Annotated in this window: 28 protein-coding genes and 1 pseudogene; 10 read left to right on the top strand and 19 right to left on the bottom strand. The window is 39.1% G+C overall.

Annotated features, from left to right (window positions below; genetic code table 11):
* Window positions 1-13: 13 nt before the first annotated feature.
* Both LC608_RS04315 and LC608_RS04310 read right to left on the bottom strand, forming a co-directional pair.
* A complete protein-coding gene (locus LC608_RS04315; protein WP_229552348.1) occupies window positions 14-670 on the bottom strand; it encodes a pentapeptide repeat-containing protein in 657 nt (218 codons plus the stop codon).
* 308 nt (window positions 671-978) lie between these two features.
* The gene (locus tag LC608_RS04310; RefSeq protein WP_229552347.1) at window positions 979-1,131 is read right to left on the bottom strand and encodes a hypothetical protein; all 153 of its coding nucleotides are present in this window, start codon (window positions 1,129-1,131) and stop codon (window positions 979-981) included.
* A gap of 411 nt (window positions 1,132-1,542) precedes the next feature.
* Here LC608_RS04310 and LC608_RS04305 point away from each other — a divergent pair, with 411 nt between their 5' ends.
* The gene (locus LC608_RS04305; protein WP_229552346.1) at window positions 1,543-1,770 is read left to right on the top strand and encodes a hypothetical protein; all 228 of its coding nucleotides are present in this window, start codon (window positions 1,543-1,545) and stop codon (window positions 1,768-1,770) included.
* A gap of 132 nt (window positions 1,771-1,902) precedes the next feature.
* Here the strand turns inward: LC608_RS04305 and LC608_RS04300 are convergent, their stop codons facing one another.
* Window positions 1,903-2,559: a DUF3386 domain-containing protein gene (locus tag LC608_RS04300; protein WP_229552345.1), complete on the bottom strand. Its 657-nt coding sequence runs from the start codon at window positions 2,557-2,559 to the stop codon at window positions 1,903-1,905.
* 100 nt (window positions 2,560-2,659) lie between these two features.
* Here LC608_RS04300 and LC608_RS04295 point away from each other — a divergent pair, with 100 nt between their 5' ends.
* Window positions 2,660-3,331 (top strand): LuxR C-terminal-related transcriptional regulator, encoded by a 672-nt coding sequence (locus tag LC608_RS04295; RefSeq protein ID WP_229552344.1) that lies wholly within the window; start codon window positions 2,660-2,662, stop codon window positions 3,329-3,331.
* Window positions 3,332-3,922: 591 nt separating this feature from the next.
* Here the strand turns inward: LC608_RS04295 and LC608_RS04290 are convergent.
* Window positions 3,923-4,318 carry a hypothetical protein gene (locus LC608_RS04290; RefSeq protein ID WP_229552343.1) on the bottom strand — a complete coding sequence of 132 codons (396 nt, stop codon included), beginning with the start codon at window positions 4,316-4,318 and terminating at the stop codon, window positions 3,923-3,925.
* 926 nt (window positions 4,319-5,244) lie between these two features.
* On the opposite strand from LC608_RS04290, the gene LC608_RS04285 reads away from it, so the two are divergent.
* Window positions 5,245-7,995 (top strand): zinc-dependent metalloprotease, encoded by a 2,751-nt coding sequence (locus LC608_RS04285; RefSeq protein WP_229552342.1) that lies wholly within the window; start codon window positions 5,245-5,247, stop codon window positions 7,993-7,995.
* Window positions 7,996-8,105: 110 nt separating this feature from the next.
* On the opposite strand, the gene LC608_RS04280 is transcribed toward LC608_RS04285, so the two are convergent.
* Both LC608_RS04280 and LC608_RS04275 read right to left on the bottom strand, forming a co-directional pair.
* Window positions 8,106-9,011 carry an alpha/beta fold hydrolase gene (locus LC608_RS04280; RefSeq protein ID WP_229552341.1) on the bottom strand — a complete coding sequence of 302 codons (906 nt, stop codon included), beginning with the start codon at window positions 9,009-9,011 and terminating at the stop codon, window positions 8,106-8,108.
* Window positions 9,012-9,147: 136 nt separating this feature from the next.
* The gene (locus LC608_RS04275) at window positions 9,148-9,657 is read right to left on the bottom strand and encodes a HugZ family protein (RefSeq protein WP_229552340.1); all 510 of its coding nucleotides are present in this window, start codon (window positions 9,655-9,657) and stop codon (window positions 9,148-9,150) included.
* A gap of 250 nt (window positions 9,658-9,907) precedes the next feature.
* Between LC608_RS04275 and LC608_RS04270 the strand changes: the two genes are divergently transcribed.
* The gene (locus LC608_RS04270) at window positions 9,908-11,392 is read left to right on the top strand and encodes a CIA30 family protein (RefSeq protein ID WP_229552339.1); all 1,485 of its coding nucleotides are present in this window, start codon (window positions 9,908-9,910) and stop codon (window positions 11,390-11,392) included.
* Window positions 11,393-11,455: 63 nt separating this feature from the next.
* Complete coding sequence (locus tag LC608_RS04265) at window positions 11,456-11,803, top strand: hypothetical protein (RefSeq protein ID WP_229552338.1); 348 nt, start codon at window positions 11,456-11,458, stop codon at window positions 11,801-11,803.
* Between the two features lie 160 nt (window positions 11,804-11,963).
* On the opposite strand, the gene LC608_RS04260 is transcribed toward LC608_RS04265, so the two are convergent.
* From LC608_RS04260 to LC608_RS04245, 4 genes are all read right to left on the bottom strand, one after another.
* Complete coding sequence (locus LC608_RS04260) at window positions 11,964-12,776, bottom strand: alpha/beta fold hydrolase (RefSeq protein WP_229552337.1); 813 nt, start codon at window positions 12,774-12,776, stop codon at window positions 11,964-11,966.
* A gap of 42 nt (window positions 12,777-12,818) precedes the next feature.
* Window positions 12,819-13,211, bottom strand: a complete 393-nt coding sequence (locus tag LC608_RS04255; RefSeq protein ID WP_229552336.1) for a carboxymuconolactone decarboxylase family protein — start codon at window positions 13,209-13,211, stop codon at window positions 12,819-12,821.
* Between the two features lie 73 nt (window positions 13,212-13,284).
* Window positions 13,285-13,845, bottom strand: a complete 561-nt coding sequence (locus LC608_RS04250) for a TIGR02281 family clan AA aspartic protease (RefSeq protein ID WP_229552335.1) — start codon at window positions 13,843-13,845, stop codon at window positions 13,285-13,287.
* Between the two features lie 388 nt (window positions 13,846-14,233).
* Complete coding sequence (locus LC608_RS04245) at window positions 14,234-15,007, bottom strand: nucleoside phosphorylase (RefSeq protein WP_229552334.1); 774 nt, start codon at window positions 15,005-15,007, stop codon at window positions 14,234-14,236.
* A 244-nt stretch (window positions 15,008-15,251) separates the two neighbouring features.
* Between LC608_RS04245 and LC608_RS04240 the strand changes: the two genes are divergently transcribed.
* Both LC608_RS04240 and LC608_RS04235 read left to right on the top strand, forming a co-directional pair.
* Entirely contained in the window at window positions 15,252-15,599 is a 348-nt protein-coding gene (locus LC608_RS04240) for a DUF6883 domain-containing protein (RefSeq protein WP_229552333.1), read from the top strand.
* Entirely contained in the window at window positions 15,596-15,820 is a 225-nt protein-coding gene (locus LC608_RS04235) for a DUF4926 domain-containing protein (RefSeq protein WP_190961074.1), read from the top strand. The genes LC608_RS04240 and LC608_RS04235 overlap by 4 nt, the downstream gene beginning before the upstream one ends.
* Before the next feature lie 49 nt (window positions 15,821-15,869).
* Here LC608_RS04235 and LC608_RS04230 read toward each other — a convergent pair.
* The 9 genes and pseudogenes from LC608_RS04230 to LC608_RS04190 form a co-directional block, all read right to left on the bottom strand.
* Window positions 15,870-16,097 (bottom strand): annotated as a pseudogene (locus LC608_RS04230) (PIN domain-containing protein); the annotation flags it as partial.
* A 31-nt stretch (window positions 16,098-16,128) separates the two neighbouring features.
* Entirely contained in the window at window positions 16,129-16,239 is a 111-nt protein-coding gene (locus LC608_RS04225) for a type II toxin-antitoxin system HicA family toxin (RefSeq protein ID WP_229552332.1), read from the bottom strand.
* Window positions 16,240-16,458 carry a type II toxin-antitoxin system HicB family antitoxin gene (locus LC608_RS04220; RefSeq protein ID WP_229552331.1) on the bottom strand — a complete coding sequence of 73 codons (219 nt, stop codon included), beginning with the start codon at window positions 16,456-16,458 and terminating at the stop codon, window positions 16,240-16,242. It lies immediately after the preceding gene.
* A 123-nt stretch (window positions 16,459-16,581) separates the two neighbouring features.
* Complete coding sequence (locus tag LC608_RS04215) at window positions 16,582-16,995, bottom strand: type II toxin-antitoxin system VapC family toxin (protein ID WP_229552330.1); 414 nt, start codon at window positions 16,993-16,995, stop codon at window positions 16,582-16,584.
* Window positions 16,982-17,242: a DUF2281 domain-containing protein gene (locus LC608_RS04210; protein ID WP_229552329.1), complete on the bottom strand. Its 261-nt coding sequence runs from the start codon at window positions 17,240-17,242 to the stop codon at window positions 16,982-16,984. The genes LC608_RS04215 and LC608_RS04210 overlap by 14 nt, the downstream gene beginning before the upstream one ends.
* 198 nt (window positions 17,243-17,440) lie before the next feature.
* Window positions 17,441-18,445 (bottom strand): reverse transcriptase family protein, encoded by a 1,005-nt coding sequence (locus LC608_RS04205; RefSeq protein WP_229552328.1) that lies wholly within the window; start codon window positions 18,443-18,445, stop codon window positions 17,441-17,443.
* A gap of 150 nt (window positions 18,446-18,595) precedes the next feature.
* Complete coding sequence (locus LC608_RS04200) at window positions 18,596-19,297, bottom strand: hypothetical protein (RefSeq protein ID WP_229552327.1); 702 nt, start codon at window positions 19,295-19,297, stop codon at window positions 18,596-18,598.
* 186 nt (window positions 19,298-19,483) lie between these two features.
* Complete coding sequence (locus tag LC608_RS04195; RefSeq protein ID WP_229552326.1) at window positions 19,484-19,756, bottom strand: hypothetical protein; 273 nt, start codon at window positions 19,754-19,756, stop codon at window positions 19,484-19,486.
* A 219-nt stretch (window positions 19,757-19,975) separates the two neighbouring features.
* Complete coding sequence (locus tag LC608_RS04190) at window positions 19,976-22,189, bottom strand: phosphoketolase (RefSeq protein WP_229552325.1); 2,214 nt, start codon at window positions 22,187-22,189, stop codon at window positions 19,976-19,978.
* 189 nt (window positions 22,190-22,378) lie between these two features.
* Here LC608_RS04190 and LC608_RS04185 point away from each other — a divergent pair, with 189 nt between their 5' ends.
* The 3 genes from LC608_RS04185 (at window position 22,379) to LC608_RS04175 (ending at window position 26,478) form a co-directional block, all read left to right on the top strand.
* A complete protein-coding gene (locus tag LC608_RS04185; RefSeq protein ID WP_229552324.1) occupies window positions 22,379-23,761 on the top strand; it encodes a cytochrome P450 in 1,383 nt (460 codons plus the stop codon).
* A 483-nt stretch (window positions 23,762-24,244) separates the two neighbouring features.
* Window positions 24,245-25,621, top strand: coding sequence for a cytochrome P450 (locus LC608_RS04180; RefSeq protein ID WP_229552323.1), 1,377 nt, complete (start codon window positions 24,245-24,247; stop codon window positions 25,619-25,621).
* Window positions 25,622-25,719: 98 nt separating this feature from the next.
* Complete coding sequence (locus LC608_RS04175; protein ID WP_229552322.1) at window positions 25,720-26,478, top strand: DUF2993 domain-containing protein; 759 nt, start codon at window positions 25,720-25,722, stop codon at window positions 26,476-26,478.
* Window positions 26,479-26,511: the final 33 nt, after the last annotated feature.

Here is a 26,511-nt window from a genome sequence, read left to right as displayed (position 1 = left end):
AAATGACAAATGACTAATAAATAACTATCTGAGGTTGCTCAATTGTCCCATCAGGCATAATAGTATCCCGCAGCTTGGCATAAATCAGATTTGTCTCCCAAAGATTTGCCTTATTCAAGTTTGCCTTGGTTAAATTTGCCCATGTCAGGTCTGCACCAGTTAAGTTGGCCTCAGTTAAATTAGCTTCTAGTAATTTTGCTCCACATAACTTTGCTCGTGTGAGATTTGCTCTAACTAAATTAGCTTCAATCAGTGATGCTTCAATTAATTTGGCTTCGCTTAAGTCTGCTTCTCTCAAATCCACATCACATAAAGAAGCACCCCAAAGATTACTACCTGTGAATTTTGCCCGCCATAAGAAAGTTCCGCACAAATTTGCTCGTGTTAAATCAGCATTAATCAAATTAGCTTCGCACAAAGATGCTTCATACAAATTAGCTTCGCGTAGGCTAGCTTGCATCAGATTTGCGCCACTTAAATTAGCGCGAGTGAGGATACAGCCACATAAATTTGCATCACGCAAATCCGCTCCTATGAAGTTAACACCACTTAAATCAATTCCTTTCAAGTCGATTCCACGCAAGTCACATCCACTGAAATCTCGGCGCTGAAAATATTTATTTGTGATTTGACTTAATATAAATTCCTGTTGATCAGCATAATTTTTCATGGTATTCACCTCTGGGTGTAATTTATCTCAAAGGTTGAGTGTGATAGTTACCGTATATTGAGAGTACACCGCAAATGGAGATCATCTGAGTAAATAATCAGAGATAAATTCCCAAAAAATCGCTAGGAGCTTGAAAATACGCTTTTTAACTGGTTTTTAAAACAAAAAATGCTGACATAGGTCAGGAAACATTGATAAGTCAAGTAGAATCAATTAGGTCGGTGAGAATAACTGAAAATCACCATTACTTCTGTCAGCACCCCACCTACACTCTTTAGGTCTGCCGATTTTGGTTTTTTCATCAGGGATTAGCTGTTACCAATGCACGAGAGCCAGTGCAAGGCAAAAATGCTTAGGCGTAGCCCGTTGTAGACATCGCTAGCATTACTATTTGTGCCAATATTGGAACCCAAAACCACGCCCAAAGATTCTACAAACAACAGTAAACCGGGACTCATCATTGATTTAAACTCAAATTAAACAAACATTAATACTTAATGCAAGTAAGACAAATGTCGTAATAAAAATTGCAGATTAAATCATCCGAAATAAATTTGTTACTGTTTGTAGGGCTAGGATATTAGTGTTTTCTGTATCGCTTTAAACTGAACTGTATTGATATTTAATTTACAAATGTCTCCGAATGTAGGCTAGGCTGTAAAATGTTTATATGCTAAATTTTAGATAATTGGCGTCTGCAATCTTCGTCAGCATTATAACTTTGTATGATTTACTTTCACTTCTATAGGACTCATATTTGATTTTTGAACAAAACTCAGTACACCTTTATTCCTTCTTCCCAGTCCCCAGCCCCTTACCTCTAGGAGTGATTCAGAAATCAAATCGGATTGCTATAATTAATAAATATCTTTATGAGTAGCTTAGTCTTCTTATTAATTGGGTTAGGGACTTTCTTCTTTGCTTTGAGGACTAAGGAGGAAATTCATCGCATTGCGGCTATGGTAGTTGGGACAATTGTTCTGGTTTGGGGATTTGCTCTGGCTCCTTTGTCATTTCAATTGCTATTTGAGATAATCTCAGTTTTAGCGGCTTTCTTTGTTTGTATGCGATGTTTGGGTTGTGGTTTCAAGCAAGATTGATTTTAAACTTGATAACGTATTAGCTTTCTGACTTTACAGGTCACTTGACTATGACAGTTGATTGTTATTAGTCAATGTCAAAAAAAAAGCGTAGGTACAGCCTACGCTTTTTTTTAGATTACAAAATACAGCTTAAGCAGCAACAGGTTCCAACAATTTAATATCAGAGAAGATAAATTCTTGAATAGAAACTTGCCCTGCTGTCTCGGTGCGAATCTCTCGACGATTTAGAATAAAATAGTTACCAACTTTTTCATATTCATCGATAAATTCGCTTCTACCGCCCTTTTGTTCTCCAGTCTTGGGGTCATGGTACACAGAGTCATAGCTGTGAGATAAGTAGCCTTCCCCGGTGTCGTGACTGCTAAAAGTGTCAATTGTCACATAAGTACCGTGAATTAGACGGTGAACATGGCATACTTCATTATTGCGGACTTTATATTTATCGCCCTCAGCCTTACCACCCATTAAAAGCTCAACCGCACCAGTTTCGTCGGTTTTGCCATAGCTAAAGGTATTGGCGCTGTGGGTATCTTCAAAGCTGCGGCGGATGCGGTGAATTGCTATCTCCCATGCTTGACCATGAATTGCTTTCTGGGCTGGCTCGTCATCTACATCCAAAACTTCGGCTTTCAGATTGGCAGTGATGATAACTTTTCCTGTAAACACTTTATCATCATGCTTAAAGGTAATATTTGCGGTATAACCAGGGAAATTCTTGTCCCAAGTGTAGCGGTTCTCATAAGCAGCCCGGAAAAGTTCCTGAGCAGAGAGTTGTGTAACTGTCATGTGCTTCTCCTAGTCGCTACTGTAATTAGCGTTTTAGTTTCCTTGGTATTAGCATAGAAGTAATTGTTGAGGCTTGGATAGTCCCCAACTGGGTACACTTATGGTTAATTCTCTCCACACCGTATTTGATGCGATCGCCAATGTCCAAAATGAGCAAGAATTAAGGCTAGCTCTCACGGATAAAATTGGTGAGCATTTTGGCGTGCAAAATTGGGGCATTTATTTCCTAAATGAGCAACCAACGGCCCAAATGGATGTTCAGGGCATTCCGGCAGTATGCTTAGAAAGCAATCCAGTCGGGCGCTACGTGGTTGAGCGTCACGCTCCCGCCCATGAACAGTTATTATTATCGCCAGGAGACTGGAAGCATTTTTGCTCACGTTCGGATCACGAACACGTAATGACTGGGCCAATTGTTTGCAATGGTCATCTTGTAGGAACGCTTAACTTGGCTCGTGACAAGGGAAATCCGGCTTTTAATGGCAACGATTTAGCTGATTTGAGTGCCTTATGCATTCATTTATCAGCAAAAATGGCAACTCTACGGACAAAACCAAAAATATCCCATTCTCTTTTAGTAAATCCTCTAACAGCGCGTGAGTTAGAAATTGCCGACTTAGTGGCGCAGGGGTTAACGAACGCAGAAATTGGGGAAAAACTTTGGATTACACAAAATTCCGTGAAACAAGCTTTGAAAAGGATGTTTCGCAAGTTGAAGGTTTCAGCGCGTGCAGAAATGGTGGCAAAGCTACAAGATATACAAGTTTCATAAAAAGATATAGTTTCGTTAATTCACACGAGCATATAAGTGGGGAGTAGGGAGTAGGGAATATGGAATCACGCTTTTAAAGTTGTACGGACTTTTTTCAGAAATTAAATCATAGTCCTATAGCCTAAAATAACGATAGGGTTAAGCTAGATTAGCGAAACTGAATATGGCTGCGATCGCCTTGGTAAAAAAGTCAACTTTAAATCAATCAAAGTGATAATCAAACTTGATTGTTTAATTGTAAAACTGCCTGAATTATAAATGAGCGATCGCATGGCTAGTACCGCAAGGCTGAAGTCAAAAGTAAAAATAATTGTATTCTATAGTAGTCCCAAATCATTTGTGAAAATTATATATCTCTTTCTTATCTTGTATTAATCTAAATTTTGCAGAAGGGGCGTACAGCTAGCTGTACGCCCCTACTAAAGGACTATATTTTATGCAACTAAGAAAGACTACAATGTACCATCTAGCAAGGGTAAGCGCGTTACCCAAGTATTAGAATTCGGTGGTTAAACACCAGCGCCCCTATTATTACTCTTTTATTGGCGAAAAGTTATTAGTACTTGCTGCCAATAGGATATCGTAACGCATTTAGAGTCCAACTCTGTTTGAAACATCTTTGGCTGCCTCTGCCGCACTGTCGCCTACATCGCTAGCAGTTTCTTGAGCGCCCTTTACGTATCCACCTCCAAACTCTTTAAAGGCTTCTCCTGACTGTTGCCCAATCTTCTGAAGTCGTTCACCAGGAGAATCTTCGGTTTCACGAGCATCCTTAAACCACTGCCCTACTGTTTTCGGTCTTTCAGCATCATTTTGCTCTACCTGTTGACGAACTCTCTCCTTTAAGCCTTTGTCATTTGGCCCATCACTAACATTTGTCGTCAGCACTAGAAAACCAACTACGACAACAGCCAAAAAAGATTTTACCTGAAGTCCTTTAAGTAGGGAACTGATGTTAGCAATCGTCCTAGAAATTAAATTTATCATGCCAATTAGCTTTTTTTTGACTACAAATTAAACATTAACTATAGAAAGGTAATTATCCTTCTAGCAAAAGGCATATTTTAGTTGTAAAAAAGAAATATATTTTAAATCTTTGGGAAGAGGTGATTTGTTTGACGCTAATTGGTCATCGCGATCAGAACGCAGTTAAACAAAGCAATCGCAAAGTACAGATGTTGCGATCGCTTCATTTTGCAACTTTTAAAAAAGCTAGCTCATTAAGCGAAGCGATACGCTTCATTCGCAATTGACTTGTAACGATTTTGGTAAATTTACTTGCATTGGGATGCTCCCCTTCTTTTAATATACTAAAGAAAATCATTATGTTCAAAAAGCATAACAAGTCCAAGCGATTATCACTTACAAAAACTCAGAAAAATTGGGTGGTATTGCCATTCTGAAGTCTGATTTATTCGGTGCTAAAGTTTCTCCAACAGTTGCCTCCAAACTGCAACCAGTAGCAGGATATTATCCCGTAATTGATTTGAAGCAATTAAGCCGATTAGCATAAATTTCCACAATTCATCCTAAAAAAGCTTTTTAATACTCAATAACAGCTTTTTTAGTAGTCTCTCTTTCTGTTTATAAATGATGCTTGAGATTACTTCGGCTGACAAATGTAGCACTATATACATTTTTAATGCTACATTTGGTCTTTAATTCAGATATAAGTTAATAAAACATGTATCTTTGGTTATATAAATTATCTGTTTTAAGACACAGATACTTGATGCATAAAAATAAATAGCTACTAATAACAATCAAGAGTAAGACGACTTTTAAACTAGAGACATTTTGTCTAAATGAGTGGATTTATACCGTAATCCTTAGATATTGAAGGGCTTGCAGACGGCAAATTAATCCACATTTTTTCCTCAATACGAGAACTGGTTCAAGTGGAAAGCCAAAGGATGAAATACTGGATAAGGAAATTCGCAATCTGTATAGTATTACTGTATAACTTGCTCCTATCAAGTGATTACGCAGGAGCAAACCAACTTTCATATATTGATGTGCAACAATTAAATGCACTCCCGACGGTTGAAAACTTAGCAAGTGCTGACAATAATCTTACTAAAAGTAGAAAAGAAGATTTTTGCCCATTTAATGAGATTGTCAAAAGAATAGATAAACTAGAGGGACTCTTCACACTTTATTGCAGTGCGGATTCGGGCAAAATTTACTTAGAAATTAAACCAGAGCAGCTAAATAAAGACTATCTAGCTATAGTTACATTGGAATCTGGCATCGGGGAAAAGGGAATTTATAGTGGATTACCTCTATCTGATTTCCTCTTCTACTTCCAACGAGTAAAGAATAGATTGCACTTTGTTGTTCGTAATGTTAAATTCCGCGCGGAAAGTAGACCAGAACAGCGATCGCTTGCTCGCTCATTTAGCGACTCAGTTCTTTATTCACTCGAAATATACACTATTAAACCAGGCAGTAAAAATATTCTAATCAGCCTAGATGAACTGCTAATGCAGGATTTTGCCGGCTTAACTACCTTATTAAAATCCTCTTTTCATGCTGATTATCACTTAGATACAAGAAAGTCTTATTTAGGTGATGTTAACAGCTTCGCAGAAAATGTAGAAATTGATTCTATTTACAGTTTTTCATCACTAGAAGGAGCAAATTTAGTCACAGTACCCGATAGCAGGGCACTCACCCTGAAGGTACACTACAGTTTTTCTCAGCTTAGAGAAAACACGGGCTATATTCCTAGACTTGCAGATGACAGAGTAGGATATTTTATTACTGCTTTCCAAGATTTATCTAATAATAATGCTCACGAATCATTTGTCCGTTACATCAATCGTTGGCATCTAGAACCATCAGATCCTAACGCCCCCTTATCTCCACCCAAAAAGCCAATTGTGTTTTGGATTGAAAATGCTGTGCCACTAGAGTACCGCGATGCGATTCGTGAAGGTGTTTTGATGTGGAACAAAGCGTTTGAAAAAGCTGGATTTCAAAATGCTATTGAAGTGCAGCAAATGCCAGATGATGCTGATTGGCAACCGGGAGATGTACATTACAATACTATTCGCTGGTTCAATTCTTTAGATGCAGGTTTTGCCAAAGGCCCAGTGCGCGTTAACCCACTTACCGGGGAAATATTGGATGCAGATATTATTGTGGATGCCAATATGGTGCGTTCAATTCAGCAAGAATATCACGCACTGATGGAAGCAAATTCGTCTTTTACGGATGGACATTTTTCTCAACTGGGCAAAAACTCATGCCCAGGTAATTTATCTGCAATGTTCTCGAAAGGTTTTAAAGCTTTTCCTGAACAACATTTAGTAGACAATGATTTCTGCTATAGCATGGAGTCTTCAGATCAAGCCGCAATGGGGGCGTTGGCATTGTCAATTTTGCCAAACACTACACCCAGTAGTGAAACCATGAAAAAGTATGTGCATCAATATTTGCGTTCTCTCATTGCTCACGAAGTCGGGCATACTCTCGGTTTGCGCCACAACTTTCACGGTAGCACCATGTTAACGCCCGAAGAATTAAATAATACAGAAATCACTCGCACTAAAGGTTTAGTGGGTTCGGTGATGGACTATCTACCCGTGAATATTGCACCACAAGGAATACAACAAGGTGACTATTTCCCAGGAGTTGTTGGCCCCTACGACGAATGGGCAATTGAGTATGGTTATAAAAGAAGCCCATCAGTAACACTTGAGGGAATCATTCCAGAATTAGAAAAAACTTTTTTGGAGCAGATTGCACTGGTGTCGCCTCAACCAGAATTATCTTATGCAACTGATGAAGATATCTGGGACATTAATCCTTTGGCAAATGTCTGGGACATGAGTAGTGATGTGCTACTTTATTCGCAGTGGCAAATGGATAATGCCCGTTTTATGTGGCAGCGCCTTGACAAGGGTTATCTATCGAAAGGCGAAAGTTATAGTAACCTGCGCGTCTCATTCAATAGAGTTCTTAAATATTATTTTCGCAACGCCACCTTACTTTCTAAATACATTGGTGGACAATCGTTTCGGCGTCTCCATGCTAGTGATGATACTTCTTGGACATTTGTACCAGTTTCACTTTTAAAACAACGTCAAGCGTTGACAAAGTTACAACAATATGTGTTTGCTGAGAATGCTTTCAATTTTTCACCACAATTGTTGAATCAACTAGCACCATCGCGCTGGGAACACTGGGGTAGTTCTGTACCTAACAACCGCCTTGATTATCCAATTCACGATCGCATTCTGGGTTTTCAAAGTGCGGTGCTGCGATCGCTATTAGACAGCGATCGCCTGAATCGTTTACAAGACATAGAATTAAAAACCCAGCCTGGAGAAGCACTTTCCATCCCGGAACTGTTCGACACCCTGCAAACAGGTATTTGGACAGAAGTTTTAACCCCAGGAGAACCAAAGCCAATTTCTAGCATCCGCCGTTCATTGCAACGGGAATATCTGAATATTTTACTAGAGATGATGTTGGGTACTAATGATACACCTGAAGATGGTCGGACACTGGCTTGGTATAAATTGCGCCAACTGCAAAAAGCCATTGATGTCAGACTCAAACAACTTAGTGAAAGCCTTGATATTTACACCCTAGCCCACTTAGAAGCTTCTGGCGATCGCATCGCTAAAGCATTAAATGCACAGTTAATTTCTAAATAGGAAGTAAAACTCCTAACTCCTAACTCCTAACTCCTAACTCCTAACTCCTAACTCCTAACTCCTAACTCCTAACTCCTAACTCCTAACTCCTAACTCCTAACTCCTAACTCCTAACTCCTAACTCCTAACTCCCCAAGATACTTTTGTAATAGCCCAATGAAAACTTCTGGTGTTTCCAAATGAGGTAATACTCCTGCATCTGCGATCGCATAAAAATCTTGAATTGCACTTGGATTTAAATTTGCCAAGCGTCGTCCTAATTTTACGCTGGTAAATTGTGCCTTTTCTCCCCAAAAAATGACCGTGGGAATTGTCAGTTGTTTAATATATAAACTCAGATCAAAGTAAAGATCGCCGCGCAAAAATGACAAAGCGGCAAACTTGGCATTAGGCTGTTGTGCAGAGGTTAAATAAGCCTCCACCATTTCTTGAGATACTCGTTGTGATTTGGCAAACAGAAAACTTTGTAAAAAATTTCGGACTGCAATTTCATTTTCAGCACCAAGCATATAAATAAAATTGTCCAACAGAGGCGCATTGATCACTGAAAGCGGAAGTCTGCGTCCAGCACCCTGCCCAAAATCATCAAATCCAGAGGGGGAAACCAAAAACAGCGCTTTGAATAAATTGGGTTGAACAATAGCTAGGCGAATAGCAAAAGCGGCTGTTAGAGATGAGGCTACCACTGTCACTGGTTGACGACAAGTTTCAATGATAAACTCTGCGATCGTGCTGAGATAATCCCTAATTTTATAATCCCGGACTGGATGAGCTGATTCTCCCCAGCCGATTAAATCGGGAGCTAAAATGTGGTAATTAGAGGCAAAAGCCGGGTAAACTTTAGACCATTCATACGCAGACGCCCCACCACCAAAGTTATGGAGAAACAGTAGTGGAGGTAAATCTTCAGTATCAGCGAAGGCCCAAGGTGCATTCGTTTGGGTATAGTAAACCATTGCCCCCAAGGATGTATGGATAAGTTTATGTCCAAAGCCAGGAGGTTGAAACTGAAGCATAAAATTAAAAAGTATAGTTTAATGGCACTTTACCCGAAGGCAAAATTACGAGGTATAAAGTCAAGCTTACCGATAAATATCGGAGTAAGTAAACTTTTTGTCTTTTAAGCTATTTCATATTTAATTGGCATACAATTCATCCTTGCTTTTGATTACTATCTCCTGTGATCTGAACAAGTTGATTTAGGTTATCACCACTGATGTGATAGGCTGCCCCAAAACCAACTACAAAACGACCTTCACTCGGTGTTAGCTGGAAAATCCGAAAGTCAGACAAGCCGCGCAAAACCTCGATAATTTGACCAAACCGCCCTTGAAATTGCTCAACAATTTGATTCCACTTATCAGTTTCACGCTCTATCAAATTTGCCGTACAATCAAAATTTAAACGACGACGGGCAAAAATTAGATTACTCTTGGCTTCATCCTCGATAAACAAGACACTAACATGAGGATTGTCATAGAGATTTTTGGTATGAGTTGAAAGACCACTGACGTAAATGTAGATGTTTTTGGAATCATCTATTACAAAGGGAGCATAACTAGCATTGGGTATTGCTTGTGCGCTCACGGTGCTAATAATTACACTCTCCAATTCTTCTGGAAACTTTTCGTACTCAGCTTGAATGTCTTCGAGTTGGTTCATAAGTAAATTACCGTTTGATTAGGAACACCTCATTAAGTATCCTAACGTGATTGAGCGATGTCTACGACGGGCTATTTGGCGTCGCATGGAATGCCAAAGATTTGGCTTAAGGGAATAGGTTACAGGTTATAGTTATCTCCTGTACCTTTCCCCTAATTAAAGCAATTCAGCATTATCCAAGCTCTGAGTACCGGAGGATTTGGAGAAACAAACATTGGGCTAAACTGAAGAAAGTTATGAGGACGCAAATATGACTGACAAAAATCGTTCTCAATGGGATTTAGGCAGGTTTATTGAAACCCTGACTTACTTTGAGGTAATTCCTTTCCTTAACTGGGTACAGCAGTTAATCCAAGGTCGTCCTAAGGATAATCAAAATAGACCCAATGGAGGAAGAAATGTGGGTGTAATATTAGTAGCAGGTGCAACAGGTGGTGTAGGTAAACGAGTTGTGCAGCGATCGCTCCAACAAGGTTATAAAGTTCGCGCCCTAGTTCGAGACATTGACAAAGCCCGGTCAATTCTTGGTAATGATATAGACTTAGTAGTTGCGGATATCACCCAACCAGAAACTTTAACTTCTTTAGTTATGGCTGATATCCAAGCTGTAGTTTGTTGCACAGCAGTGCGTGTGCAACCAGTTGAGGGAGACACAGCAGATAGAGCCAAATATTATCAAGGGGTTAAATTTTACCAGCCAGAAATTGTTGGCGACACCCCAGAAAATGTAGAATATCAAGGTGTTAAAAATTTAGTCCAAGCAGCTGCAAAATATCTACCCCAAGCAAACGAAAAACCGATATTTGATTTCACCAAGCCATCAGCAGAATTAAAAGATTACTGGGGGGCGCTGGATGATGTCGTTATGGGTGGCGTGAGTGCCAGTAATATCCAATTAGCAGAAAATACAGCTTTATTTGCTGGTAATGTCTCCACGGCTAACTCTGGTGGATTTGCTTCTATTAGAACCAAGAATTTTGATCCACCCTTCAATTTATCTGATTGCGAAGGTGTAAAACTGCGTGTCAAAGGTGACGGTCAGCGTTATAAAATCTTCCTGCGGACAGATTCAAAATGGGATGGTATTGGCTATAGCTATTCTTTCGATACCGTAGCTGATACCTGGATAGATGTTCACATTCCCTTTGCAGATTTGATTCCCGTCTTTCGGGCAAAAGTTGTCAAAGATGCACCGCCAATTGACCAGGATAGAGTTTGTTCATTCCAACTGATGTTGAGCAAATTTGAATATGATGGCGCTTTGAATCCTAAATTTTCTCCCGGTGGTTTTGCTTTGCAGTTGGAATCAATAAAAGCTTACGGCGGTGCTACTTTACCACAATTTATCCTCGTCAGTTCAGCAGGTGTGACTCGTCCCGGTCGCCCTGGCATTAATTTAGATGAAGAACCGCCAGCAGTGAAATTAAATGACCAATTGGGAGGAATTTTAACTTGGAAGTTGAAGGGAGAAGATAGTTTAAGAGAAAGCGGAATTCCTTATACGATTGTTAGACCTTGTGCTTTAACTGAAGAAGCAGGAGGTAAGGAATTAATATTTGAGCAAGGCGATAATATTAAGGGCAAAATCACCCGTGAGGATGTGGCAGAACTTTGTGTGCAAGCCTTAAAACTAGAAAAAGCTTCTAATGTTACGTTTGAAGTAAAACAGGGAGATAATACTGTTAACTCTATCGATTGGCAGAAGTTATTTTCTGATTTAGTAAAGGATAAATAAGTGAAGTGACTACAGACTTATACTCTGTAGCCATCTCAACACATCCTGTCTAAATAGACTGTTATGAAAAAAATCCAAGTGCTAATATTTGCCGGGATTTTAGCAACAATTCTCTGGGGTGGGTTATTTGGAAACATTGCTTCATCCCAGCAAGCAGAGTCTCGCATCTACAACCTGGAAGCGGACTTAAACCGTGTCGAGTCACGATTAAATCAGTTAGAGTCTCAACTTGGTCGAAGCCGCCAGTCTCCATCTCCAAGAACAACACTTACCCCACGACAGTCAACTGGTTCCAGAAGGAACTTATCACAACAAGATCCGATGTTTGATCGGCTTGCAACTTTGGTGGTTGAATTGAAGCAACAAGTTAACAAATTAGAGACGCGAGTTTCTAAATTAGAAAGTCGCTGAGTATTTCAAAAATGAAACTCTGCCTTTAATACTTTGTCATTACCAACACTTTTTAAATCTTGGAATTTATTCCGAGGCGGGATATCTGGTAAGCGCGATATGACTGTTACAAAAATGTGGGTAACGACAAGCCATAAAGGGAACGCTAGAACCAGTTTTATTAATTGGTATAAGCTGGCTTCAACTTCCGCAGGAAGTTAAGCATAGCTGAAACCACAGCATCCGGAGACTCAATTAAGAAGCCATGACCCCCACCGTTGAGGACTAAAAGTTCAGCGTTGGGAATGCCTTGAGCAAGTTGCTGGGAAAACTTTAGTGGGGTGAGAATGTCTTGTTTACCAACTAGAACTAGAGTAGGACAATGAATTTGTTGTAGGCGATTTGTTGTGTCAAAGTCAAGCATGGCTCGGCTGTGATGATAGAGTGAATGAGCCGCAGGTGGAAAAGGATATCTGATTGCAAATTCAATTAGTCCTTCAATCATCCCAGGAATCGAGTAGAACGTATCTGTAAATATCCAAGGTAATACGACTTTTTCATAAAGTTTCAAGTCTACATTTTTGCAGAGGTCGCCCCAAGTCTCGATAATGCTGTTAAATAATCCATCACCCTTTGCCAAGGACGAAAGTAGTATCAGACTTTCTACCTTTTCAGGATGTGCTAACACTAACTCTTGGGCTATCTGACCACCCATCGAATGACCTACTAAATGCACTTTATCGATCGCAATATGATCGAGCAATCCTGCAACGTCATTAGCCATCTGCTTCAGACTATAGGGGTTTTCCGGAGCAGAACTTCGCCCCATACCTCGGTTGTCTAAGCGAATGACTTGATACTGCGAAACCAGCGATGGCATAATCAACGACCAATAGGCATGATCGCAAAGAAAGCCAGCTATTAATAGCAAAGGCTCACCCTTTCCCTTAATGTCGTAGAACAAATCAATCCCGTTAATCTGAACTTTGGGCATAGTAAATAATTCTCTTAAGCAGGGATGGACAAGCCTACACTCCTACGTCTTAAATCTCTCGTCCACCGGAATTTGATAGCCGTTGGCGAGGCGATTAGTCATGTTGGCAGTGGCTGCGATCGCCATTAGTTCCCCGAACATGGTATCATTCATACCCTTGACCCGCGCCCCTGCTGTGTGCGAGGCGATGCAATACTCACAGCCATTCGTCGCACTCACGGCGATGTAAATTAGTTCGCGCATCAGTGGATCAATCTCACCGGGACCAGTCATCACTTCTTTCACTGCTTGCCAAGTTCGTTGCAAGGTAGGGGGATGATTGGCTATAGCTTTCCAAAAGTTATTGATATAGTCATTCTGGCGTGTAGCGCGGATGTCGTCATATACTGCACGTACTTCGTCGCTAGCTTCTTCGTATTCAATCAGCTTAGTCATCGAAAATTTGGGTAGAAACCCCGTCCTTTTATAGATACCAAAATGTAGGATACTACGTTTTTAGCTGCGGACATTAGCGGTGATGAAATTCGACCTCTTTTTCCAGAATCTTGATATCATAGCTGCCAAAGAAATCGTGACCCAGTAAGCCGATACTTGCTTTTGGTGCGATCGCTACCCGAAGATTATTGGTTGTAACTCCACCTACTGCAATAGATTTTAGCTTACTGGTTGGAAATTCTACTTGGCTACCATCAGCAATTTGGGCTTGCATTGTCCCTGTAGGCTGGAGTTCAAGTGTATTCGCCATCCCTTGAGTGATAATAGTTTCACTAGAACCTGTATCTACAATCATTTCAAAGGTTTTTTTGTCATTGAAGGTGACATCAATCACAGGAGTTCCACCAAAGCGGCGTTTGATTGGGACTCGAAAAACTTTGTTGTCTGAAGGTACGGGTATATTGCCACAAAGCCTTCCCAATCCAACGGTTTTGCCAGAGGAGGTTATCATGTAACATGCTCCTGGATCGTCAGCTGTTGCCTGATGAGAGAATGCTAAAAATATCAGCGTCGGCATTAGTCCGATTGCAGCTAGATTAACGGTTTTAATCCAACGCCTCCAAGCATTCTTCATGTTATATTTTCTCCAATTTCACTGAGTTTTTTTAATAGCTTAACTTATCATAGTCGCTGCAATAATTGATATTGCAAATCCATTTTTTTAAGATAAAAAGCTAATTTTACTAAACCTTGATTAAAACAAAATCCAAAATTATTGATATTGTTTTTGCTACAATTATAGTCTATGTTAATCACAGACTTTTTGTGATTTTAAGTTATTTATTAATTTTTTTAATTTACTGTTTATTTAAGTGTCTCCAGAAGATTAAATTGCATTTAACTCAATACATTTTATCTATAATTACTGATTGATAAATTAAAGATTAAGTAAAGACATGATAAAACTACTTAGAGCATATAAAATCTAGCAGACTAAGAAGTTAAATAAGATACATGTGTGCTTATTCAAGGGTTTCTGCTGCATGTACAGCAGTTGCGATCGCATTTCTAATAGCAATATCTTTTTGTTCTAAGATGATATTTTCACTAACAGTACGCCCAGCTACTACACCACAAACAGCAGCAGCAGCAAAATTATACACTCCTGCCATTTTAAATAATGTGCCACATTCCATCTCATAATTCAAGATATTTAATCGCCGATATTCTTCTGTAATACCATGCAGCGATCGCATTAAATTTGGATTCGCTGAATCAGTGCGTTCTTGTCCTTCGTAAAAAGTATCAACTGATGCCGTAATTCCTATGTAATGTTCAACCTTTAATTCTCGTGCGGCTTTAACTAAAGCGACTGTCAGAAAAGGATCGGCTACGGCTGGATATTCCACAGGCGCAATATCATTTGCTGCACCTTGGCGACACAATGCTGCACTGCTAATAACAACGCTACCGACTGGTATATAAGGTTGAATCGATCCGCAAGTTCCAATACGAATAATTTGCCGGATTCCTACTTGTATTAGCTCGTTGACAATGATACTTAATGAAGGCGCACCCATACCACTAGTAGCTGATAAGATGGTGCGACCATTAGATAAGTATCCTACATAGCTATTGAGTCCGCGATTCTCCGACAACAAGCGCACATCTTGTAAATACATTTGGGCAATTAAACGCGATCGCTCTGGATCGCCAGATAATAGGGCAATGGTGGGAGGCGATGAACCTAAATCGTCTAGTCCAAAGCCTATGTGATAAAAGCGTTGATTTAGCATAGAATGACAATTTATCTCAAATTATATGCTTTTCCTAACTATTATTAGCTAAATCTTGATCACGAATAAACATCAATGTATATTAGATATGTCAGAATGTCCTAGTTAGTGATATGGACTTCAAAAGTAGTTAATCAATATCATTTAATTGCAATATCTTAACAGGGTTAAAAATATGGTTTCTGGTAAGAGAGAAATTGCGTGACAGGCGATAAACTAAAGATAAGAAGGTAGGAGAGGCGGATTGAAACTGCCGAATTATGAACTGGCAGTTGTGCCACAGCGAAAAATCACTGAGTATTTGTTGTCGCCAACTCACCCTGATGGACGCAGCAAGGAAAAGTTTTTCACTGCGTTTGGTTTTTCAATAGAGGATTGGGAAACTTTTGCTAAGGCATTACTAAATCATGTTGCTGATAACGATGTTACAAAGATTGAAGATTCACCATTCGGAACTCGATATGCTGTAGAAGGTACACTGCTTTCACCGGATGGCAGAAACCCTTGGATTCGTTCTGCTTGGTTTATTGAAACAGGGGAAACTATTCCTAAGTTTATTACTTCATACCCACTAAAACGGAGAGAAGAATGATTCAAGAACTTGATAGGGTTATTCTGACTAGTGATATACCAGAATATAGTTTAGAAGAGGGTGATATAGGTACAGTTGTTTTAGTGCATCAGGGTGGCAAAGGATATGAGGTTGAATTTGTCACATTAGATGGGGAAACTGTGGCAATTGTTTCACTTTACAGCATACAAGTACGTCCCATTGGTAGAAGAGAAATTGCGCGATCGCGGCTGATAATCTAATTTATAATGGCATACAGCCAAATAATCGGGACTAACTAATGTTGATTTTCTAAGGCATAATCCAGTTTTCCAATTTTAATCCATTGATACGTTCGTAATGGCGAGTATTATTTGTTACTAAAATATAATTTTTTGCAACTGCAACACTAGCAATTAGTAAATCAAATTCAGCAATTGTTTGCCCTATTCTACGGAGTTCTGCTTTTAATTCACCATACTTTCTCAAAGCAGGATCAGTTAAAGGTATGACGGGTAAGTTTTGAATGAAGTTTTCTGCACGAGTTAAATTTTCTACTACTCGTTGAGAATTATAAGCACCAAAGTATCATGTGGCTTCCCGTTTGGTGATCTAATACATAACCAAACTTTTCAAAAATCTTGACAGCTTCCTTACCGGAGATACTTGATAAACGTCCCATTTATACCACAACTTCTCCAATAAACACTTGCGATTCCTTAACAATATAAGGTTTGCCATGTTTAGCTTGAACGTGGAGATATCCCGTAATGGCATCTTTAATATTTTCAATTGCCTCATCTAGTGTTTTGCCTTGACTCACGCAACCTGGAAGTTCAGGAACCTCAGCAACATAGCCTTTATATTCTGAATCAAAAGTAAAAATTACTTGAAATTTCATAATAAATTAATCTTGGATAGTTGAGGTCTAGAATAAATATAACGCTCAAATCCTAAGTTTGTTACTTCATCTCATTGGTAGAAGAGAAAGTGCGCGATCGCGGCTGATAAATTTATAATTACTTCAAAATAGGAGATTTTCAAAAGGATAATTTTGCTTCCAACGATAGGTATTAAAGTCACGTTGATCTACTGAAAAAATGCGTCCATGCCCTAAATGCTCTGCTAAAATTACTAGGGAAGCATCAGCCAAATCCATTGGAAGATCAGCATATTTTTTCATTAATTCAATAATTCGAGCAGTATGGTAAAGTTCTAAATTAAAAATCGTAAATAATTCTTGTTGCAGACTATTTAAAAAAATAATTTCAGCGTCAACTCCCTTGCGAGTTAGCAAAAGATAACAAGTTTCTGTGACAACAGACCATGTTGTAATTAAAGGTTCATTATACTGTTTTAAAGCTTGCTTTGCTCTTTCGTGGTGAGTGTCTTTTTTATCAATAAGAGCTAACCAAAATCCTGTATCAACGATGATCATATTTTTTATCTAATGTATTAGATAAAACTTCTTTATATGTGGTTGATAAATTTTCTTCCACAGAACAACAACCAATTAATCCAATTTCATCAAACTTTTCATAGAGACTTTTTTCCTGACTATGATTTTTTGATTCTGGTTGTGGATAACGCTTTTTGAGTAACTGAATAAAATCAAGTAGTAAGGTTTGAGCTTCTTCTGGCAAAGTATCAATATCTCGATATATTTCTTCAAATTTTATAAGCATAATTAACTTCTAAGATCGAGGAAAATTTTTGGTATGATCCTATTCTAGGCTGCTTTTAAATCTGAGTGAGGTGATTGGTTAAGTCGAAATCTGTGCATTCGTCTTCATTAAAGATTGCTTAATCTAATATTTTAACTTGACTGAAATAGGCAGGAAGTTCAGGAACCTTGGCAATATAACCTTTCTTGAACTTGTTTTTTACACAGGAGAATGACGTGCAAAAATAGCATAAGGGTCACGTTCCTGTTCATCAACTATACCTTCTTCTTTAAGAATTTTTTGCCATTGCAGGTCGAATTCAAAAGCTCTATCTGGCTCTACTGAATACATAAAAGCAATAAGTCCATCTATTCTTTTTATGTCATAATACATATTTTTATGGTTATGGCTATTAACTTTATATTGATGGTTATCCCAACCATACTTAGATGCATAGTACAAAATCTGCCGCAACTGTTTTTTTATGAACTTTGGTATACGAGGTTTTGTATTATCAAAAACTGTTAACCCAGTTACGTATTGTGACCGACCTCTGCGTTGATGTTTCCATTTTGCTGGATTTAACTCAAATTTATACTTGTTTAAACATTTCTCTATATCTTTTTTACGAGGTGTTAGATCGCCAGAGAAGGTAATATCATCAGCATATCTAGAGTATGAGCAATTATATTGTTGTGCTAGTCCGGCAAAATCTTGATCTAGCTCCTTGCATACCAGGTTAGCTAATACGGGACTTGTACTAGCACCCTGCACTAAATGTCCGTTAAAAGTACATAATTTAGTGAATATTTCTGCACTTTTTTCTGTACAGCCAAGCTCTTTAAAAACATCAGAAACCTGTTTTTGAGTGATACTATTGAAGAAGTTCTTTACATCCAGATTTAAGACATATTTTTGAGATAAGTGAAGTGAGGCATTTGTTGCAATCGAGCGTTTGCTTACAAAACCTTGAACATATTCAGGAAATTGCTGTTTTGAAGTAACCGCTGTAGAAATATTCTTCTGAATAATGTTAAGTTCTGACTCCACTTCGTAAATAATCCGGTATTGCCCCTTTTGACGTTTTCCCCTTTTAGGAATTTTCTTTAGGGTATAAAACAGTGAAGGTCGCTCAAGTACTATGTTAATGAACGATGGAAAACAATTCACTGCTCTTGCAATATGATCAATATTTTCTAGGGCTTTGAAGTTTAATTCAATCATAGTGGGTGGTTCTGGAGGAGTAAGGAATGATTACACTGTGAGGTATTCAGAAGCGGACACGACTCGCGCCCACATAATGTTACGCTTCCAGAACCATTCACATCATAGCATGGTATACTATAGCGAATTTATAAAAATGAATTTATCCCTTTAGGGAAATGGATGTTTACGTGTAAAGAATTCATTTGTCCCGTATCTGTGAATACATCGAATCTTTGGTCGAATTCTTTCAAAGTTACGTGCTTGCCAAGAAGTAGATTTATTTACTCCACTTGCCACGTAATCTCTAAATATAGCTGCCACATAATCTGCTAATACTAAGCAAGGTTCATCCTTACCAGCGCTAATTACCTTGGGATAGTCCCCAAACTTAACTTTATCCCGTAATTGAATTTCTTCAACTCGCTGATTAACAATTACTTCTAATTGATCGCGACGATTTTTAATCCGATTATCATGCTGTTCAAAACAGATATGGATAGGTACATCCCAATTTGCTCGCAGGCGCTCAAACATAACACGACCGAAAAGCCTATCGTACCAGCCATATCCCTGACTGGGATTAAAATCACTCTCCTTTTCTTGATAACAAATATAAGCTTGGAATGGTAGTTGACTAATTAGATCAATAACATCAGCTTTTACTTCAACAGTATCATCTTCACAATAATGAAACCCTTTTTTTAATAGAGAATCTTGTACACTTGGTACTCTACTGCGGATTGGATCGCTTAGAATATTCTTTTTTAGATTCTCCAATTGGGATCTTAGATAATCAGGATCATGTGTTGTAACGCAGACTATTGCTAAAAGATTAGATTCTTTGTCAGTACCAGTTTCATCTACGAACATAAAAATGTCTTTTGATACCATACTTAGATATAGACAGACTTTCTGTAGTTGATAAGCCGATTAAAAAACACTTTAGTTTTGTACCTTAATAAAACATATCGAATAATAAAACCGCAAATACACCCATCAAAATACCTCTTTCTCTATGTATATATGGGTATATTTGCGGCAATAATAACCTAAATCTTAATGCACTAATGCGATCGCACTTTTCCTCAAGTCTCCAGATTCCCCACGCTTCCAGATAAAAATATCACCCTTCCTCCTAGCTACAAAAATCAAGTTTTGCGACTTGTAAACTAAGTTTCTGACTCGTAAAGCAGCTTTTGTGACTCGTAAACCAACTTTTGTGACTCGTAAAGCAGCTTTTGCGACTCCAAAACTAGCTTTTGTGACTCCTAAACTAGCTTTTGCGACTCCAAAACCAGCTTTTGTGACTCGTAAAGCAGCTTTTGTCAAAGAATTTCAGCAAATCTACTCCCATTTTTCCTGCTTGCTAAGTTCTCTCCAATAAAAAAACGCAAATATACGCATTCCGACGCAATTTCAGCGTTTCTATACGTATAAATGCGATAAAAGTAGAAACAATTCCAGCTTTATTTAATGGGCGTTGCTGAATCTAGGAATGAAACGCAAAGGAAAATTCAATAAAATCATCCCGCATTTATGCAACATCATTTAATGGACTAACTCAATCGCACGTTTCGTCAACGCTTCAGCAGTCAATCCATTAAACGCCATCAACTCACCAGCACTAGCTGTAGTTTCGCCACGTTTCCATGCAAAGGTGTCGCGCTTCGCTGTACTCCGTAACAAAATTGGTTCTAGCATCCCCGCAGCACCACCAGTAACAGCAATTAGCGCATCGCCATCAAATAATTCGGCAAATTTCGCATCATCCAAGAAACCGCCTTCAGGTTCAGAACAAGTATCCCACGCAGTATCATGGCTACGGTACAATTGCCGAGGATTGATAACAGAAACTATCTTCGCACCAATACCTTCAGTTTCTAAGAAAGCAGCAGCTTCAAATACTGGCATTAATGTTAAATCGCCAATTACAGCAAATACAACTTGCCTATCACCAGCAACTTCATGTAATAGCACTGCACCATCGCGCAACCCTTGACGAGTTTGTTCTAAAGTTGTGCGAATTGGCAATGGTGATTTACTTGCAGTAATCACAATTCCTTTATTCTTAGTTTTCAACGCCCACTCATAACAGGCTTGAATACTATTAGCATCAGGCGGAAATAATGGGAAAACATTTCCATTTCGCATCAACGAAGCAAAGTAAGCTTCAATTTCGGGACGTTGGTGAGTCCAACCGTTGCGCCCTTGCTCTAATGCGCCTGCTGTGAATAAAGTAATAGTCGAGGGAGTTTGACGGCGCAATTCTGCCATCGCTTGGGTTACAGTTTGCCAAATTGGTAATCCGTTGATGGCAAAAGATTCATAGGAACACCACAAAGTTCTCGCACCCATTAACGCTAAACCCGCAGCTAAACCGGCACAAGCATCTTCACTCAATGGTTCATAAACTTGTCCATTTGGTGCTTGGTTATATAAGTCGTCGGTTGTGGGGTGGATAATCTTTAATGCTTGGTTAATATTGGCAATTCCTGATGCTTCGTTACCATCAGCGTTGGTGACGAGGAAATTTCGATCTTTATTTCCAACTACTCCTACCAATCGTCCCATCGCGGTTGTGGAAACTTTGGGTTCGCCACCAACTGCGTATTCTTCTAAAGGTAATTCGCCTAATTCTGGTAATGGAAATTCAAATTCTGTCACCACAGTTTTTGCTGCTGGGCCACCACCGGCGCGTTCTGCATTTGTTCTAACTAATTGCCAAGCTTCCGCAGACAAAGCACGGGTTTGCAATGCAGTAACAATATGCGGCGCATCCAGCGTATCTTTAGGATAAAGGTTGTGAGATTTTGCACCCCGCGCGTGAACTCCTGCACCTTTAAGTTGTTTAATAATGAAGACGGTAAGCTTACCACCCAGTGCCGATCGCGCTGCTTTATCTACACCGGAAAGTACTGCTTGAGTAAATGCTAGGCGTTTCTCAAAAGAAAAGGCGGTACTATCAACGTAATCCCCTGGCTGGTTTTGATCGTCAAAATCCTTGGCATCCACTAACACCACTTCATCAAAACCGTTACCTTGCCAATATGCTTGCATCTGTTCATTGGTTTTAAGAGAAACCATGCTGTGATGTTCTTGGCTGTAACCGTTCCACACCAACACCGGTAAGAAGTTGGTGACAGCAGGATAAGCTGTATGGAAGTGAGCGATCGCACTTACAATATAGGGTTCACCCAATCCACCATCACCAACTGTAAAGGGGAACAACTTATCTTTGTGCAGCAGTGCAGCCGCCATTGCAAAGTGTTGCCCTTGTCCCAAAGGCCCCGCAGGTGCGAGAATACCAGGGATGAAACCAGAAAGATGTCCTAAAAGTCCGTGCTTTTCTCGGAAGCGATCGCGCAATTCTTGGACTGTAAAAATTCCCATATCCTCTAGCGATCGATCCAAGAACATGGCACTATAAAATCCGGGGGCGTGGTGTCCCACTTCAGTAATAATGTTCTTGTATCCCAGCATGACAAGAGATGCGTAAGCTTCTGCTTGGCTGGCGAATCCGCCGGGATGCCCAGAAGCTTTACTAGCAGTGACTTGCAAAGTCAGGTAGCGGAGGGCATCGGCAGCGAGTAAAGTTTGATATACAGCATTCGGTTCTGTGGGAGATGCGATCGCTATTTTTCCCGACTCAATAGCAGGTGTTGCACCATAAGTTTCAAAATCTGGTAAAACTTCACCAAAATATTGAATTCCTTCAGAAAAATTGGGAAGTGCTGAAGATGCCTTTGCGGAGATTGCAGTCATGCTGAGTACCTTTTGATGATGAAATGAAACTGTAGATGCTCGTTGAATTTAACAAAAATTTTACATCTTTGAGGTTTTAACAGTTTATTGCTTTTTTGCAACGTTAGAATAAGTACTTTAAATGGTTACGCAACCAAAATTTTAGTTAGTTTAAGTAGCAAAAAAATATTTAAGTAGCAAAAGAAATTTATGAAATTACCAAATGGGCCACAAATCCCAGCCATTTTACAGATGGTGCGTTGGATTGCTAATCCCATGTCATTCATGGAAGATTGCGCCAAAAGGTATGGGGAGATTTTTACTATCAGGTTAGAGAGAAACTCTCCTCCTCTGGTGATTGTCAGCAATCCCCAAGCGCTACAGCAAATTTTGACAAATGATACCAAAGAATTGGAAGCGCCTGGTGATCTAAATGATGTGTTTGAACCTTTGCTAGGAAAGCATTCTGTAATTACCATTAGCGGCGCAGAACACCAGCGCCAACGGCAGTTGTTAATGCCTCCCTTTCACGGCGAAAGAATGCGGAATTATAGCCAGGTGATTACCGATGTTACCAAGCAAGTCATTAGCCAATACCAAATAGGTAAACCCTTTAATATTCGGTCTGCTACTCAAGCCATTACCTTGCGGGTGATTATGCAAGCTGTGTTTGGGCTACATGAAGGGACTCGCGCCGAAAAACTACAGCAATTTTTGGGCGATCTTTTAGAAAAGGCCAGTTCTCGGTTAATTGTAGCTTTGCTTTATTTCCCCGCTTTGCAAAGGGATTTTGGCCCGATTAACTTCTGGGGAAAGCAGATGCGCCTTCAGCAAGAAACTGATGAACTCATCTATGAGGAAATTCGGGAACGTCGAGAAAAACCAGATTCATCACGCACGGATATTCTTAGCTTACTCATGGCTGCTAGAGATGAAGCAGGTCAACCCATGACCGATGAAGAGTTGCGCGATGAATTGATGACTTTGTTAGTCGCTGGCCACGAAACCACAGCGACAGCCTTAGCCTGGGCATTATACTGGATTCACAAAATACCATCAGTGCGCCAAAAGCTAATACAAGAATTAGATAGCTTGGGCGATAACCCAGACCCCAGCACCGTTTTCAAATTACCTTATCTCAACGCTGTTTGCTCCGAGACATTGCGGATTTACCCAGTAGGTATACTAACTTTTCCAAGGGCAGTAAGAACACCAATATCGCTAGGCGGTTACGAACTAGAACCGGGCACAATCTTACTTGGTTCCATTTATTTAACCCACCACAGGGAAGATATTTACCCAGAACCTAAGCAGTTTAAGCCAGAACGCTTTTTAGAACGGCAATTTTCCCCCTATGAATATTTGCCCTTTGGCGGTGGTATAAGGCGTTGTATTGGTCTAGCATTTGCCCAGTTGGAAATGAAGCTAGCACTTGCCGAGATCCTTTCCAGCCTTGAATTAGAACTAGTTGACAATCGTGATGTACGACCTAAACGCCGTGGTTTGGTGACAGGGCCAGATCATCCCATTAACATGGTTGTCACGAGTCAACGTCAGATTAAGTCCCCCATTCTCCAGACAACAACTGTTTGATGCTGCGGGCTTTGATGGTTGCGTTCAGCAAATCATCAATCATCTATACATTTAGATAGATTTTCAATGCTTTTACATAATCCCTCATAGTCCTTTTTTAATGGGGGCTATGGGGGATTTGAATATATGCATCTGTAAAAAAATGGATTTTAAAATTGCCATTTTACACCAGCATAAGACATTCGTATATAAGCAAAAGATGTAATTTAACGTATACATCCACCGAAACTATATTTAGTAAGTTTTTTCGATAAATGCTTTTAAAGATTCAGAAAAAATATTATTATTATCCTTGTAAAAATTAATGGTGTTTATTTACCAATAGGTTTCAATTAATAGGATTATTCCGATAAAATTTTCCTAAGTTTTTGAAAGGTTGCCCTAATTGCTTCCTTAAAAAGAAGAGTTCCAGAAGCTAAAGCCTTACTTTGCGCGTATTAAATTATTTGCAGTTTACTAAATTCTAAAGGTATCGAATAAACAATGAGAGTATTTAATAATCTACGCACACCAGAATTGCTACAAACTCTGCAATTAATTGCTCAACCCACAAAATTTTTAGAAAATAATACTGCTAAGTATGGTGATACTTTCACGGTCAAGGTAATGGGTTTAAAGTCGCCACCAATAGTATTTTTTAGCCATCCCCAAGCAATTAGTGATTGTTTTGCTATACCTGCACGAAAGTTAGATTTTAACAAAGCTACCCATGTATTTAAACCTTTGTTTGGAGAAAATTCTATTGTCTTTCAAGAAGAGCGATCGCACCTACAGCATCGGCAATTATTACTACCAGCATTTCATGGGAATAATTTAAAATCTTATGGTCAAATAATTTGCCACATAACTGAAGAAGTTACACAAAATTGGACATCAGGTACAGATATTTGTATACACAGTGTAATGTCAAATATAACTTTAGAAATTATTTTACAAGTGGTATTTGGTATTACTCATGGTGCGCGTTACCAAGAATTAAAAGAAAAATTGAGTTCTTTATTAGAAGATGTAACTAAACCTTGGTATTCTAGCTTGTTTTTCTTTCCTTTGCTGCAAAAAGATTTAGGTGCATGGAGTCCTTGGGGAATTTTCTTAAAAAGGCGAGAGCAAATTGACAAACTCATCTATGCAGAAATTTCTGAAAGACGTTTGCAAAATGATGCTGCGCGTACAGATATTCTCAGTATGCTGATGTCAGCGCGTGACATAAATGGACAACAGATGACAGATGAGGAATTACGTGATCAACTAGTTTCATTATTACTGTTGGGTTACGAAACTACATCTGGCGTATTAGCCTGGATATTTTATTTAATTCAGTCTCACCCAGAGGTGAAACATCGGCTAATGCAAGAACTAAACACCTTAGCTGATCTTACAAACCCTGAAGCAATTACAGAATTACCTTATCTCACCGCCGTCTGTCAAGAAACACTGCGAATTCATCCTATTGCTTTAATTTGCACACCGCGAATGGTAAAGGATAGCGTGGAAATTATAGGACAACAATTTACCTCAGAAACCGTTTTAGTTCCCTGTATTTATTTAGCACATCGCCGAAGCGAGACTTACCCAGAACCAGAACAGTTTCAGCCAGAAAGATTTCTCAACCACAAATTTTCACCTTACGAATATTTACCCTTTGGTGGGGGTTATCGTGGTTGCATTGGTGCGGCATTTTCCATGTATGAACTAAAATTAGTAACAGCCATAATATTATCCCATTTTGAACTAAGCCTTACTGATAAACGTCCAGTGCATCCAGTCCGTCGTGGTATTACGATTGTCCCTAGCGGCGGTGTAAAAATGGTTGTTACCAAAAAAGCAAAACTTAAAAAACAAACAATACTTTCTACTTGATTACTCAATCCTCTGATTATATACCGCAATGTAGATTCGCTCGTTACTATCTAGCCTTTACAGTAAGTATTAAGAGAATATTTAGGAGATACTAACTCATGCAAGACGAACATAACTTAGAAGAAAAAATTCTATCTCAGGGCGCTGAAATGATGGTATCCCAAGGGTTAGATGAAGTAGAAAAAATAGACATCAATGTACAAAGTGATTTATTTAAAATAGTTCAGGGACAAGCGGATGGAGTTTCGGTTACAGGCCAAGGATTAGTGATTAAAGAAGGCATTCGGGTACAGGAAATAAAATTGCAAACAGAAAGTATTGCCATTAATCCCTTTAGCGCTATTTTTGGTCAAATAGAATTTAATGAGCCAGTAAATGCCATAGCTCGCATTATAGTTACAGAAGTAGACATTAACCACGCCTTGACCTCAGACTTAATTCGCAGCCAGATGCAAAACTTGGAGTTGGATGTAGATGGTGAAATTGTAAGTTTTGAGCCGCAAAAAATTCAGGTATTTTTACCTGGTGATGGCAAAATAGAATGTAGGGGAAAGGTGCTATTAAAAGAAATGGGAAATACTCGCCCTTTAGCTTACACTGCGATCGTTCGCCCACGGACTAATTCACAACCCGCGATGCTGGAAAGTTTTAACTGTACTGAGGGAGAGGGTATTTCAGTAGAACTAGTTACAGCATTAATGCACAAAGTTAAAGAATTAATGAGTCTACCATACTTAAAATGGGAAGATATAGCGTTTTCTATTAAAGATATAAAAGTAGAAATTGGTAGTTTAATACTTCTGGTAGAAACTCAAGTAAAGCAAATACCATCATCCTTAACTGTACTATCTCCTTAGTAGTATTAGCATTAGTTAAAGATAATTTTTGTA

The organism is Nostoc sp. XA010 (assembly GCF_020829625.1).
Classification (GTDB): Bacteria; Cyanobacteriota; Cyanobacteriia; order Cyanobacteriales; family Nostocaceae; genus Nostoc.
This window is presented reverse-complemented; position numbering and strand designations above follow the sequence as displayed.

What these genes read in the sequence shown, in the direction of transcription:
- LC608_RS04225 (WP_229552332.1), bottom strand. Translation starts at nt 16,239, where the DNA reads ATGGGACGTTTATCAAGTATCTCCGGTAAGGAAGCTGTCAAGATTTTT.
- LC608_RS04245 (WP_229552334.1), bottom strand. Translation starts at nt 15,007, where the DNA reads ATGCTAAATCAACGCTTTTATCACATAGGCTTTGGACTAGACGATTTA.
- LC608_RS04290 (WP_229552343.1), bottom strand. Translation starts at nt 4,318, where the DNA reads ATGATAAATTTAATTTCTAGGACGATTGCTAACATCAGTTCCCTACTT.
- LC608_RS04280 (WP_229552341.1), bottom strand. Translation starts at nt 9,011, where the DNA reads ATGCTTCAGTTTCAACCTCCTGGCTTTGGACATAAACTTATCCATACA.
- LC608_RS04295 (WP_229552344.1), top strand. Translation starts at nt 2,660, where the DNA reads ATGGTTAATTCTCTCCACACCGTATTTGATGCGATCGCCAATGTCCAA.
- LC608_RS04205 (WP_229552328.1), bottom strand. Translation starts at nt 18,445, where the DNA reads ATGATTGAATTAAACTTCAAAGCCCTAGAAAATATTGATCATATTGCA.
- LC608_RS04175 (WP_229552322.1), top strand. Translation starts at nt 25,720, where the DNA reads ATGCAAGACGAACATAACTTAGAAGAAAAAATTCTATCTCAGGGCGCT.
- LC608_RS04200 (WP_229552327.1), bottom strand. Translation starts at nt 19,297, where the DNA reads ATGTTCGTAGATGAAACTGGTACTGACAAAGAATCTAATCTTTTAGCA.
- LC608_RS04210 (WP_229552329.1), bottom strand. Translation starts at nt 17,242, where the DNA reads ATGCTTATAAAATTTGAAGAAATATATCGAGATATTGATACTTTGCCA.
- LC608_RS04315 (WP_229552348.1), bottom strand. Translation starts at nt 670, where the DNA reads ATGAAAAATTATGCTGATCAACAGGAATTTATATTAAGTCAAATCACA.
- LC608_RS04180 (WP_229552323.1), top strand. Translation starts at nt 24,245, where the DNA reads ATGAGAGTATTTAATAATCTACGCACACCAGAATTGCTACAAACTCTG.
- LC608_RS04215 (WP_229552330.1), bottom strand. Translation starts at nt 16,995, where the DNA reads ATGATCATCGTTGATACAGGATTTTGGTTAGCTCTTATTGATAAAAAA.
- LC608_RS04185 (WP_229552324.1), top strand. Translation starts at nt 22,379, where the DNA reads ATGAAATTACCAAATGGGCCACAAATCCCAGCCATTTTACAGATGGTG.
- LC608_RS04285 (WP_229552342.1), top strand. Translation starts at nt 5,245, where the DNA reads ATGAAATACTGGATAAGGAAATTCGCAATCTGTATAGTATTACTGTAT.
- LC608_RS04190 (WP_229552325.1), bottom strand. Translation starts at nt 22,189, where the DNA reads ATGACTGCAATCTCCGCAAAGGCATCTTCAGCACTTCCCAATTTTTCT.
- LC608_RS04300 (WP_229552345.1), bottom strand. Translation starts at nt 2,559, where the DNA reads ATGACAGTTACACAACTCTCTGCTCAGGAACTTTTCCGGGCTGCTTAT.
- LC608_RS04250 (WP_229552335.1), bottom strand. Translation starts at nt 13,845, where the DNA reads ATGAAGAATGCTTGGAGGCGTTGGATTAAAACCGTTAATCTAGCTGCA.
- LC608_RS04305 (WP_229552346.1), top strand. Translation starts at nt 1,543, where the DNA reads ATGAGTAGCTTAGTCTTCTTATTAATTGGGTTAGGGACTTTCTTCTTT.
- LC608_RS04270 (WP_229552339.1), top strand. Translation starts at nt 9,908, where the DNA reads ATGACTGACAAAAATCGTTCTCAATGGGATTTAGGCAGGTTTATTGAA.
- LC608_RS04310 (WP_229552347.1), bottom strand. Translation starts at nt 1,131, where the DNA reads ATGATGAGTCCCGGTTTACTGTTGTTTGTAGAATCTTTGGGCGTGGTT.
- LC608_RS04220 (WP_229552331.1), bottom strand. Translation starts at nt 16,458, where the DNA reads ATGAAATTTCAAGTAATTTTTACTTTTGATTCAGAATATAAAGGCTAT.
- LC608_RS04265 (WP_229552338.1), top strand. Translation starts at nt 11,456, where the DNA reads ATGAAAAAAATCCAAGTGCTAATATTTGCCGGGATTTTAGCAACAATT.
- LC608_RS04275 (WP_229552340.1), bottom strand. Translation starts at nt 9,657, where the DNA reads ATGAACCAACTCGAAGACATTCAAGCTGAGTACGAAAAGTTTCCAGAA.
- LC608_RS04255 (WP_229552336.1), bottom strand. Translation starts at nt 13,211, where the DNA reads ATGACTAAGCTGATTGAATACGAAGAAGCTAGCGACGAAGTACGTGCA.
- LC608_RS04235 (WP_190961074.1), top strand. Translation starts at nt 15,596, where the DNA reads ATGATTCAAGAACTTGATAGGGTTATTCTGACTAGTGATATACCAGAA.
- LC608_RS04260 (WP_229552337.1), bottom strand. Translation starts at nt 12,776, where the DNA reads ATGCCCAAAGTTCAGATTAACGGGATTGATTTGTTCTACGACATTAAG.